The organism is Photobacterium malacitanum (assembly GCF_900185615.1).
Classification (GTDB): Bacteria; Pseudomonadota; Gammaproteobacteria; order Enterobacterales; family Vibrionaceae; genus Photobacterium; species Photobacterium malacitanum.
Window position 1 is genome coordinate 1 of sequence record NZ_FYAK01000007.1, and the last position, 12,437, is coordinate 12,437.

At 44.1% G+C, this 12,437-nt stretch carries 6 protein-coding genes, 1 tRNA gene and 3 rRNA genes; 4 read left to right on the plus strand and 6 right to left on the minus strand.

What is annotated here, in order from left to right:
• The 4 genes from PMAL9190_RS14440 to PMAL9190_RS14455 all read left to right on the plus strand — a co-directional run.
• Window positions 1–1,973, plus strand: a 23S ribosomal RNA gene (locus PMAL9190_RS14440); the annotation flags it as partial.
• Window positions 1,974–2,144: 171 nt separating this feature from the next.
• Window positions 2,145–2,260, plus strand: a 5S ribosomal RNA gene (gene rrf / locus PMAL9190_RS14445).
• Between the two features lie 50 nt (window positions 2,261–2,310).
• Window positions 2,311–2,426: ribosomal RNA gene (rrf, locus tag PMAL9190_RS14450) — 5S ribosomal RNA — on the plus strand.
• A 32-nt stretch (window positions 2,427–2,458) separates the two neighbouring features.
• Window positions 2,459–2,535, plus strand: a tRNA-Asp gene (locus tag PMAL9190_RS14455).
• Window positions 2,536–3,207: 672 nt separating this feature from the next.
• Here the strand turns inward: PMAL9190_RS14455 and PMAL9190_RS14460 are convergent.
• The 6 genes from PMAL9190_RS14460 to PMAL9190_RS14485 all read right to left on the minus strand — a co-directional run bounded on the left by PMAL9190_RS14460 (window position 3,208) and on the right by PMAL9190_RS14485 (window position 12,365).
• Entirely contained in the window at window positions 3,208–3,597 is a 390-nt protein-coding gene (locus PMAL9190_RS14460) for a hypothetical protein (protein ID WP_087845804.1), read from the minus strand.
• Window positions 3,598–3,884: 287 nt separating this feature from the next.
• A complete protein-coding gene (locus PMAL9190_RS14465; protein ID WP_087845805.1) occupies window positions 3,885–5,297 on the minus strand; it encodes a phosphoglucomutase/phosphomannomutase family protein in 1,413 nt (470 codons plus the stop codon).
• Window positions 5,298–5,359: 62 nt separating this feature from the next.
• On the minus strand, window positions 5,360–7,765 hold the full coding sequence (locus PMAL9190_RS14470; RefSeq protein WP_087845806.1) for a glycoside hydrolase family 94 protein: 2,406 nt from the start codon (window positions 7,763–7,765) through the stop codon (window positions 5,360–5,362).
• A gap of 41 nt (window positions 7,766–7,806) precedes the next feature.
• Window positions 7,807–9,735 carry a beta-N-acetylhexosaminidase gene (locus tag PMAL9190_RS14475; protein WP_087845807.1) on the minus strand — a complete coding sequence of 643 codons (1,929 nt, stop codon included), beginning with the start codon at window positions 9,733–9,735 and terminating at the stop codon, window positions 7,807–7,809.
• A 10-nt stretch (window positions 9,736–9,745) separates the two neighbouring features.
• Entirely contained in the window at window positions 9,746–10,636 is an 891-nt protein-coding gene (locus tag PMAL9190_RS14480; RefSeq protein ID WP_087845808.1) for a glucosamine kinase nucleotide-binding domain-containing protein, read from the minus strand.
• A complete protein-coding gene (locus PMAL9190_RS14485; RefSeq protein ID WP_087845809.1) occupies window positions 10,629–12,365 on the minus strand; it encodes a glycoside hydrolase family 9 protein in 1,737 nt (578 codons plus the stop codon). Before PMAL9190_RS14485 ends, PMAL9190_RS14480 begins: the two co-directional genes overlap by 8 nt.
• Window positions 12,366–12,437: the final 72 nt, after the last annotated feature.

Consider the following 12,437-nt stretch of genomic DNA (forward strand, 5'->3'; position numbering starts at 1 on the left):
TATCCGGGAGACACACGGCGGGTGCTAACGTCCGTCGTGAAGAGGGAAACAACCCAGACCGCCAGCTAAGGTCCCAAAGTTATAGCTAAGTGGGAAACGATGTGGGAAGGCTCAGACAGCCAGGATGTTGGCTTAGAAGCAGCCATCATTTAAAGAAAGCGTAATAGCTCACTGGTCGAGTCGGCCTGCGCGGAAGATTTAACGGGGCTAAGCTATACACCGAAGCTGCGGCAATATGACTCGTTCATATTGGGTAGGGGAGCGTTCTGTAAGCCGTTGAAGGTGCATTGTAAAGTGTGCTGGAGGTATCAGAAGTGCGAATGCTGACATGAGTAACGATAAAGGGAGTGAAAAACTCCCTCGCCGGAAGATCAAGGGTTCCTGTCCAACGTTAATCGGGGCAGGGTAAGTCGACCCCTAAGGCGAGGCCGAAAGGCGTAGTCGATGGGAAACGGGTTAATATTCCCGTACTTCTTATAATTGCGATGGAGGGACGGAGAAGGCTAGGTGAGCCTGGCGACGGTTGTCCAGGTCCAAGTATGTAGGCTGATGGTTTAGGCAAATCCGGACCATCCTAAGGCTGAGATACGATGTCGAGCTACTACGGTAGTGAAGTCATTGATGCCATGCTTCCGGGAAAAGCTTCTAAGCTTCAGATTATAAGAAATCGTACCCCAAACCGACACAGGTGATCAGGTAGAGAATACCAAGGCGCTTGAGAGAACTCGGGTGAAGGAACTAGGCAAAATGGTACCGTAACTTCGGGAGAAGGTACGCTCCTAGCGGTGATGAGACTTGCTCTCTAAGCTGCCGGGAGTCGCAGATACCAGGTGGCTGCAACTGTTTATTAAAAACACAGCACTGTGCAAAATCGAAAGATGACGTATACGGTGTGACGCCTGCCCGGTGCCGGAAGGTTAATTGATGGGGTTAGACTTCGGTCGAAGCTCTTGATCGAAGCCCCGGTAAACGGCGGCCGTAACTATAACGGTCCTAAGGTAGCGAAATTCCTTGTCGGGTAAGTTCCGACCTGCACGAATGGCGTAATGATGGCCACGCTGTCTCCACCCGAGACTCAGTGAAATTGAAATCGCAGTGAAGATGCTGTGTACCCGCGGCTAGACGGAAAGACCCCGTGAACCTTTACTATAGCTTGGCACTGAACATTGACCCTACATGTGTAGGATAGGTGGGAGACGTTGAAGCAATCACGCCAGTGGTTGTGGAGTCAATCTTGAAATACCACCCTTGTATGCTTGATGTTCTAACGTCGACCCCTTATCGGGGTTACGGACAGTGCCTGGTGGGTAGTTTGACTGGGGCGGTCTCCTCCCAAAGAGTAACGGAGGAGCACGAAGGTGGGCTAATCACGGTCGGACATCGTGAGGTTAGTGCAATGGCATAAGCCCGCTTGACTGCGAGAATGACAATTCGAGCAGGTGCGAAAGCAGGTCATAGTGATCCGGTGGTTCTGAATGGAAGGGCCATCGCTCAACGGATAAAAGGTACTCCGGGGATAACAGGCTGATACCGCCCAAGAGTTCATATCGACGGCGGTGTTTGGCACCTCGATGTCGGCTCATCACATCCTGGGGCTGAAGTCGGTCCCAAGGGTATGGCTGTTCGCCATTTAAAGTGGTACGCGAGCTGGGTTTAGAACGTCGTGAGACAGTTCGGTCCCTATCTGCCGTGGGCGTTGGATGATTGAGAGGGGCTGCTCCTAGTACGAGAGGACCGGAGTGGACGAACCGCTGGTGTTCGGGTTGTATCGCCAGATGCATTGCCCGGTAGCTAAGTTCGGAATCGATAACCGCTGAAAGCATCTAAGCGGGAAGCGAGCCTCAAGATGAGTCATCCCTAGACCTTTAAGGTCTCTAAAGGGTTGTTGAAGACTACAACGTTGATAGGTCAGGTGTGTAAGTGCTGCGAGGCATTGAGCTAACTGATACTAATTGCCCGTGAGGCTTAACCATACAACACCCAAGGGGTTTTTCTTCTCACAAGAGAAGAGACGGACTCGACAAACACTTGAATGACGTGTTGAGAACAACTAGTTAGATTATTTCCAGATTTAGTGTTAGGTCACATCGCTCCTTGCCATCCATGGCATCGCGATATTAGTGAATCCTTTCACGTCGAATTTGCTTGGCGACCATAGCGTTATGGACCCACCTGATCCCATGCCGAACTCAGCAGTGAAACGTAATAGCGCCGATGGTAGTGTGGGGTCTCCCCATGTGAGAGTAGGACATCGCCAGGCTTTAAATTTATATTATTGTTATTAATTAACAGTAATAGAGACAGAATTTACTTAGCAACCATAGCGCAGCGGTACCACCTGATCCCATGCCGAACTCAGAAGTGAAACGTTGTAGCGCCGATGGTAGTGTGGGGTCTCCCCATGTGAGAGTAGGACATTGCTAAGTTTCAAATTGCTTAAATGCTGAATAGACACTGCGGAGTGGTAGTTCAGTTGGTTAGAATACCGGCCTGTCACGCCGGGGGTCGCGGGTTCGAGTCCCGTCCACTCCGCCATTATTGAAGAAACCTGAATCGAAAGATTCAGGTTTTTTTTCGTTTGTAGAAAATGGTGTAATAGCGTAGGTTATTATCCGTCATCTCGGAAGAGAGGAACGAGCTATCCGTGATCTGCACATCACGTGTTTGAGCATTGCAGAAACCAATAAAAAAGCAGTTAAAACAATAACTCTACAACGTGCTGATAATAGATTCCTTATCTCGTTCGTAACCTCACTGTAGGGAATGACGGCAGAGGGTTAAGTTATAAATTAGTTTCTGTTAGGAAGCTAGCGGCCTGACACGCTGGGGGGCGCGTTGATGTTAGGTATGGCAAGTCCCGTCCACTTCACATTATTGAAGAAACCTGAATCGAAAGATTCAGGTTTTTTTTCGTCTGTAGAAAATGGTGATTATAGCGCGGGCTATTATCCGTCATCTCGGAAGGGAGGCACGAGCTATCCGTGATCTACTCATCACGTGTTTGAGCATTAAAGATACCAATAAAAAAAGTAGCTAAAACAATAACTCTACAACGTGTAGATAATAGATTCCCTATCTCGTTCGTAACCTCACTGTAGCGAATGACAGTAGTTATAAACAGGAGTCTTAGCAGTAAGTCTGGTCCACTTTACATTATACAGAACAGCCCTAATTGAAAGATTAGGGCTGTTTTATGTCTGGAGAAGTCTATTTCAATTCTTCATAGAGACCAGTGTGAAAAATTTCACGTTGCTGTTGGTCACTAATATCACGACGATGGGCGCGGTAGCGGGAAACAGCATAAGTAATAATGACAGAGAACAAGGTGTACGCGATAAGAAATGTAAGTGGTGAATGAATAATATCGGCTGCAAATACCCAAATAACACCAATAACAGTGATCGCAAGTTTAACTAATGCTGCTGTAACTAAAAAACTCATCGCATATTGTGGTCGCAGAATTGCTTGATAGGCGATTAAGTAGCCACAGCTAACTGCGACAATCGCTAAGCTAAAACCGACTGAGAATGAATGAAAATGTTCGCTAAACAATACCGCGAGCGCGATCATAGTGATAGCAATGATGGCCTTTTTCATAACAACCCCTTATTACATGACGTAGAAAGTTTTGTTTAACAGAATAAGCATGGACCTAAATTTGGGAGTTGTATGTGAGCCCATCCGTTTTTTAGTGGGTTGGAAACGAAAAAAGCGCAGATTGTGAGCAAGATTGGATTATTATTAATTATATAAACACGGATTAAATAATAAAGAAAAGGGTAGTCAATCGACTACCCAGTGGCAAAGATCAAAGTAACTGATCTGCACAATGTAACAGCTATAGGGCGTGTTACTAGGACTTAGCAATGAAAATATCTAACGGTTTATACTGCAAGAAATTGTTTAAACTGCAATAAGACGGCTTCTGCTTGGGTTTGATCTTCCATTTCTACAAACAGACGTAATAATGGTTCTGTACCTGAGAAACGTGCAATCGCCCAGCCACCATTGGTAAAGTAAACTTTTGCACCATCGGCATAGCTAACTTTTTCAATATCATAGCCAAAATCAGGTAACGCTTTTTCGATATAAATTTTATTATAAAGACGCTCACGTTCAGCAGCTTTAAAAGTGCAATCGCCTTCAGCAGTATAGGCATAGCCAAAGCGAGTATAAATTTCATCTAATAATTCAGATAATTTTTTACCCGTTGAACTGATCATTTCAACTAATAAACTTGATGCGAAAATACCATCTTTACCTTTAATATGGCCACGAATAGTCAGGCCACCTGAGCTTTCTCCACCCAGTAATGAGTTATCGGCTTCCATTTGTGAACTGATGTGCTTAAAGCCAACCGGTACTTCAAATGACTTTTCGCCATAGGCTGCGGCGACTTTATCAAGCAGGTGAGTGGTTGCGATATTACGCACAACAGAGCCTTTCCAGCCTTTGTATTCTAATAGGTAGTAATACAGCAGTAATAACACTTCATTAGGATGAATAAAGTTACCTTTTTCATCAATAATACCCAAACGATCAGCATCGCCATCGGTACCAATACCAATATCATAGCCTTCTTGAGCGACTAAATGTTTAAGACGATAAAGGGTTGCTGCACTTGGTGATGGCATTAAGCCACCAAAACCAGGGTTTTCACCATCGTTGATAACATCAACATCACAACGGCCAGTGATTAACACCGTTTGTAATGCATTTTTAGCAACGCCAAACATTGGGTCGATAAGAACGCGTAGGTTAGCTTTTTTGATTGCTTCTAAATCAAGTAAATCAATCACAGAATCAACGAATTCGTTCATTGGATTGATGATTTCAATTAATTTATCGCGTTGTGCATGTTCAAAATCAATCTGCTTAATATCAGCATCCGTCAGTACTGCAATTTGTTGTTCAATCTTTTGGGTAATGATTTCATCAGCATCACGACCGCCCTCGATGAATACTTTGATGCCATTGTAATCTGCTGGGTTGTGCGATGCCGTAATACACGCTGAGTAAATTGCACCGGTTTGTTTAGCTTTAAACATCACGATCGGTGTTGGTACAAAGCGATTGATAAAACTACATTTGATGTTATTTCCTGCTAATACTTCCGCAAACCAAGTTGCTGCTTTATCTGATAAAAAGCGGCGGTCATAACCAATAATAAATCCTTTATCAGTGACAGATTCAGTGATCATGATGTTAGCTATTGCTTGTGCAACTAAACGTACATTTGCTTGGGTAAACTCTTCACCAATAAAGGCACGCCAACCACCGGTTCCAAATTGAATCATGGAGGAACTCCTATTTCTCTCGCAAAATAAAATGGGGAGTAAATTTACTCCCCTAAAAGTGATTAGCCCATTACGACCGTAACAGTATTTACAGAGCCTTCAGCTTGAGGGGCAATCGCACCATCAATCGGCTGACCATTAAGGGTGATGGACTTAATGCCTTTGCTAACATGATCTGGGTTAGTAACATTAATATTGTACGTTGCACCACGCCATTCACGCGTTACTTCAAATCCTGGCCATTCAGTTGGAATACATGGATTAATCGTTAAGCCATCAAAACCAGTTTGAACACCAAGAATAAAGTTAGTGACAGCAAAGTAAGCCCAACCAGACGTACCTGTTAACCATGGGTGGTTAGCACGACCATGATCTTGGTGATCGCGACCCATGATAAATTGCACGTAAGAATAAGGTTCAGCCATACGTGTTTCAATCATGTCGTTTTGGTTGTATGGGTTCAGTGCATCATAGAATTTCATTGCACGGTCGCCACGACCTAGTTTTGCTTCTGCTACCCATGCCCATGGGTTTGGATGCGAGAAGATCGCGCCATTTTCTTTAACGCCTTGATATACACGGGTTACGAAACCAATGTCATCGTTAGGGGTTGAGAATGATGGTGCATTAAGATGTAAGCCATAGTCTGAGTAAAGATTTTCATCTACCGCATCCATTGCTTGCTCACCACGATCTTGTGATGCCATGCCTGATAGAACAGCAAGGGTATTTGACTCTAGGTGAATACGGCCCTCTGTTTGCTGTGCTGTACCAATCTTGTCGCCATTTTTGGTTAAACCACGAATGTACCAGCCGCCTTCGTCATCCCATAAATGGGTTTCACATGCTTCACGTACATTGGCTGCCATTTCAGTGTATTTTTCAACATCTGCTGTTTTACCTTGGTATTTAGCCAGTTGAATAAATTCTTGTAGTGCCCAGAAGTGAAGGAACGAGACCATTGCTGATTCACCGCCGCCTAAGTTTAGGCAGTCATTCCAATCGGCACGTAGACCTTTACAGATACCAGTTTGACCTACATATTCGGCAGAGAAATCAAGTGCTGCTTTCATGTGATCATAAACTGTTGCATCACCACCGTCAGCGTATGGGATCACTTCGTCTAGGAAGCTTTCTTCGCCCGTTTCTGTCACGTACTTACAGATAGTAGGGACTAGCCATAGATGGTCATCTGAACAAGTATCATCAATACCGTGGATCTTATCTGCATCACTTGGTGTTGGTACGACTGTTGGCGATTTTGATGGCTTAACATCGGCCATGTCAGGATCGAACCAATCAGGATCAAATAGATGTAAACCGTAACCTGCTTGCACTTGGCCGCGAAGTAGATCAACTAAACGCTTACGTGTCATTGCTGGATTAGAGTGCGGTACAGAGATAGCATCTTGAGCGGTATCACGGTAACCAAGGCCAGTACGACCACCGACTTCGATGAATGAAGCAAAGCGTGACCATACAACACACGTTTCAGCTTGGTATAGTGTCCAAGCATTGATCATAGTATCAAGGCCTTCATTTGGTGATGTTACTTTAAACTTGTTACAGCGGCTTTCCCAGTGGTGCTTAATTTCAGCAAATGCTGCATCAACAACAGCATTATCTTGGTATTTTTGACGTAGACGTTGGCCTTCGTTTTTACCAACACCGAGAATGTAGTTAAAGCGAATCTCTTCACCAGGTTGAAGCGTAAATTGCTTGTGCAGCGAACCACAATGGTTGTAGCAAGTTTGAACATGGTTAGAACAACGGCCTTTCTCTACAGCGATTGGATTAGACTCATCACGGTATGCACCGATGAAAGTATCACGTTGGCCATCATAGCTATCTGGGGCAAAGCTTGATGCTAGGTAGTAGTAACCTTCTTTTTCTTTGGTGTTGTAATACAAGTCGTATTCAATTACGCCATCTTCATAAGATGTACCTGCAGAGTAAAGACTCATCTGATGGTTTTGGTTATCAGATTGAATGTGACTAAATGAGAATTCAACAAATGAGAACGCACTAATCGTTCGTACTTCATCTGTGGTGTTTTTTAGCACTACATCCCAAATTTCAGCATCTTCGCCAATCGGTACGAATAAGGTTTTCTGTGCTGAAATACCGTTGTATTCACAAGCAAATTTTGAGTATGACAAGCCATGACGTACTTCATATTTCGCTTCATCAAGACTTTTAGCTACTGGCTGCCATGAGATTGACCAGTAATCACCTGTCGCATCATCGCGTAGGTAAACATAATGCCCTGGACGATCAAATGTCGCATTGGGACGGAATTTCGTAACGCGATTGTATTCTGGTGACTTATAGAAAGAGTAACCACCGGCATTTTGTGAAATCACTGTACAGAACTTTTCAGTACCAAGGTAGTTGGTCCATGGTGCTGGGACATCAGGTCGAGTGATAACATACTCTTTATTGCCGTTGTCAAAATAACCGTATTTCATTATTTCTAATCCTTAAAATATTTACTGTTCTGTGTACGTGGTTATTCACAGTGGCGGTAATTAATTCCCGCCTTGTCTAGATAGTTAAGTTGACCTTTTAAGCGTGCTTTAAAGTCATCCCAGTTACGATGTTGTGGTTTACTCCAGCAGATCTCCGATACCGCCAGTAAGCGCGGATAAATCATATATTCAAATCTGCTTTGGTTATTAATTAATTCTGACCAAAGTGCAGTTTGAATGCCTAAAATGTGCTGCCGCGCAGAATTTTGCTCCGGTAGCGTGCTAAGTGGATGATAATTGTAAACATTATCCAGTGTTAATTTACCGGCCCAATCGACGCCAGCTTCGTCTGCAGAGTAACCTTGAGCCAGATCGAGATAGGTGGCTTGTGCGGGTTGCATTACGACATCAAAGCCATTTTTCACGCATTCAAGGCCGGCTTCTTCATTGGTCCATGAATAAATTACAGTGTCTTTACTGACTTTATTACCATGGGTGGCTTCTTCCCAACCCATCATACGTTTGCCTTTTGCATGTAATACTTGTTCTGCAAAGCGCAGCATATGACCTTGTAATTCCATTGGGTCGTGGTAGTTGTTATCAGCCATTAGTTGTTGGCACGCAGCACTGTCGGTCCATACGCCTTTAGGGACTTCATCGGCACCAATATGTACAAAAGGTGCAGGGAATAGTTCACATACTTCTTCAAGTACGGTTTGAATAAAGGTGTAGGTTCCTGCCAATGCTGGCGATAAAATATTGTCAGGGTAGTTCTGAATACTGCGATATACCGAATGATCGTTTGGATCTTGTAACAGCTCAGGGAGCGATAAAATCGCCGCACGGCAATGACCAGGAATATCAATTTCAGGAATGATACTAATGCCACGATCGCTGGCATAAGCAATCACATCACGAATATCTTGTTTGGTATAAAAACCGCCATAGCGTTGATCAATATGACTAAATTGTGGCGCAATAATCTCATTTGGACCGCGCCATGCACCAATCTCAGTTAATAGAGGGTAGGCGTCAATTTCAATTCGCCAGCCTTCATCATCGGTTAGATGCCAGTGGAATGTATTGAACTTATAACGCGCTAACTGATCCAGTAGGTGCTTAATACGATCTACAGGGTGAAAATGACGCCCGCAATCAAGCATCATGCCACGGTAGCTGTAATGAGGTTGATCGTTAATTTCTACCATTGGTAAGCAATAAGCAGCATCGACAACATGGCTTGGACGTGTAGGCAGCAATTGCAATAAGGTTGATGTTGCATGGACAAAGCCGCTAGCCGAACTAGCATGGATCCAAATATTGTCGGTTTCGATCAGTAATTGGTAGCCATGTTCAATAATGTCATTATTAACGTGATAATGGATATTGCCCTGAGGGCTAATTGGCATTACTTCGTTAAAATGCTTTTTATATTCAGCGCTTAACCAGTTTGTCGCCCCTTGTGCTAAGGGTGGTGGAGTTTCAAGAGCGGTAAATTGGTTAACAATAAACTCACCTTGAAGTCGAGTTAAGTGATTGGGTTGGGGAATTAACGCAATATCACAACCAACACTTGGCAATGGCGTACAGTAACGCTCGATCGGATCTTGATCTAAATTAATGGTAGTGGTGTGGACTTTTAATGGTTGAATCAGATCATTATCGTTATCCAATGCAATAAATGCTTCATTGATGCCATCATCATGTAAGTTGAATGGCATTGTTCTCATGGTAAATTCAGTATAAAAGTGTCCATTAGCCATTAACGGTGGTAATTGGGATAATTGGCTGTAGCTGCCAATTTGGCTAATACTACCAACAGAAACACTGGCTGGATCAATGCAACGGCTAATGAAGAAATACAGTGACCATCCATGCAACGCTTGATCGGTTAAGTTATGCAAACTTAACGCATAGCGGCAATAGCCTTCAGCTTTCTCTATTACTGTAAAATCAAGACGGTAAGTCATTTTTACTTCCTTAACGTACAAATAAGTTGTGATTGCCACGCGCCATAGCGATAGCGCCGTCCATTGCATCACCTTGCGGCGTTGCTAGTCGCTGCTGCATTGGTGGAGTTAGCCATGTTTGAATGCGTTCACCAATACCGCCCATGAGGCAAATACGGGTTGCGCCACGCACAATCAACGCTTGCATCCACATTTCAATGTCTGCAGCCGTTTGTTGTAATAGCGATACCGCGAGTGAATCGTTTTGGGCGGCAAAGCTAAAAATTACCGGAGAGAATTGACCATAATCACAAGGACGTGCCGTTTTTGACCAACTAACAATTGCATCAATATCATGCTCAAAATGGCTCAATACATGCTGGGCTAACTCAGTTGTTGGCACGATGCCGTCAACACTGAGTAAGACTTGTTGGATCAGGCGCAGTCCCATAATGGCACCGCTGCCTTGATCTGAGATCGGAAACTCACGCCCACCGACCACATGCTGGTTACCGTCTTGCAATAAGATGCCGCAAGATCCAGTGCCAGCAATGAGAATTGCACCATTTTGCCCGCCCCAAGCACCTAAACAAGCGCCATATGCATCTGTATTTAGCGTAATGGCACCGTATGGGTGAGGTTGTTGCATGAAGGCATGCCACGCTTGTTGTTGTTCAGCGCCTGCAAGCGCAAGTCCTATTGCCATGTTAGGGTAATCAGCTGGTGTTAATTGTGCTTGTTGAGCGGCAAGAGCAATGGCTTGTTGAATTGATTCCATTGCAATTTCAGCACCGAGCAGAATATTAGCGCTACCCGTTTTTGCTTCACCGATTACATTACCTGCGATATCACAGATACGGGCGCGACATGAGGTGCCGCCACCATCAACGCCGACAAGATAAGTAAATGGAATATTAGCCATGGTGACGCTCCTTAAATTGCAGGGTAGTGGCTAATAAATACCAACCGCCATGAGGGATCCATTGCTCACCCCAACGCCAGTTTTGCAGCATATCGTCCTTTTGGCCGTCAGGGTTAAAGGCGATGTCTTGTTCGTTATCAAAGCCAGACGTGATGCCGTTACAAACACCGCCTTTAGCGTTACTGAAACCTAAGTGAGGTAAGTAATCTGGATTGTTGTAACCATGACCATCTAACATGCACATATCAAAAGGATTTAAGCCTAAAATCCAATTTATAAGTTGCTGACCATATTGCATTAATTGTTGTTTTAATGCGTCATCAGAAAGGTGAGCTTGTGCCATGAATGCCATGCTCGCAAGGGAAGCGATACGCGCATTTTCACCTTGCCACCAATAACCAGATTCATTGTTATGGGCGACAAAGAAAGCAGTTTGTTTATCGCCATTAACGGCTTTAGTGTACTGACGTGGATAGCCAAATGGATTGTTAACTTCAGCGGTTAACGTCAATTCAAAATTAAGGGCATTTACCAGTACTGGGTGCAATTGTTGCTGGTGTTCGGTATCAGGCTCGGCAGCTAAATACTGCATCAGTGCAATCGCGGGTAAGCCTGCTTCTGCTGCATGATAATAAGGGCGACTGCCATCAGCTGTTGCTGACCAATAATGGCTAACGTTTTCATCTGACATTTGACGTTGGCTTAGACGCTGGGCCCAATCACGCATTTCAGTTAAATAACGTTGTTGATGAGTGGCGCGATAAAGCTCTACCGCAGCTAATAAGGCGCAGTATTCATCAATAATATTTTCAACGTTATCGTTAAGATAATTGGTATTGTGTTGTTTTAAATGCCAGTAGCCATGTTCTGCGGCATGTAAGTAGTGTTCGCTTTGGTCGCCGTCACAATGAGGAATGCGAGTACAGGAAGGCAAAGTTGTGATCCGTGACGCTGCTGCCAGTGCTGCTATTGCGACGCCACCACCTTGGCGGAAACCTGCTTGATAATCATCAGTTTTAATGCCGTCTTGGGTCGCATAAGCACAGATATCACGTTGTGCTGGTGACTTGCTCCATTTATCAAACACGGTCATGTAAAAGAAGCCGTCATCACTTTGCATTCGCACTAAAAAATCAGCGCCAAATAATGCTTCCTCTAATAAACGTACTCGGGTGAAATCTGCTATATCAGTTTGTTCTTCAGCGATTTCATATGCTTTGAGCATGTTCCAAACAATCATTGGTGTTTGCTGAGGGTTGAGATAATTAGCATAAGAAAGGTGGCTTAAATATTTGCTGACATCACCTGATGCATCGTACCAACCACCGCGAACATCAACGTTGATATCGCTGTTGAGTAATTGTGCTTGGCTATCTGCTTGATCGTAAATACCACTGCAACGTTGTGATTTGAAATAATGTAAAACATCACTGAAAGTACGTTGCATTAGCATGCCTTCAGCAATACTGAATACTGTGGATTCAATGTTGGCATAGCGAATACGAAATTCACCAGTACCTTGGAAAGTAGAAAAATCTATCTGATAAATATTGCCCGTATGCCATTGTGCAGTAGTGCCACACGCAACTAATGGTAGCTGCATAATAGTTTGGTTAGTTTGATTGCAGACTAATTCGGCTTGGCCTGAAAGTGTTTGGGATGTTGTTTGTAATAAAGCCTGCTTTGTATTAAAGCGCTCATAACCAAGGTGATTAATTAACAGCTGCATAGGGCCTCCAATGTCGCTAATAAGTGATGGCTCCTTATGGGAACCATCACTGAATTGCTTGAGCGACAAATA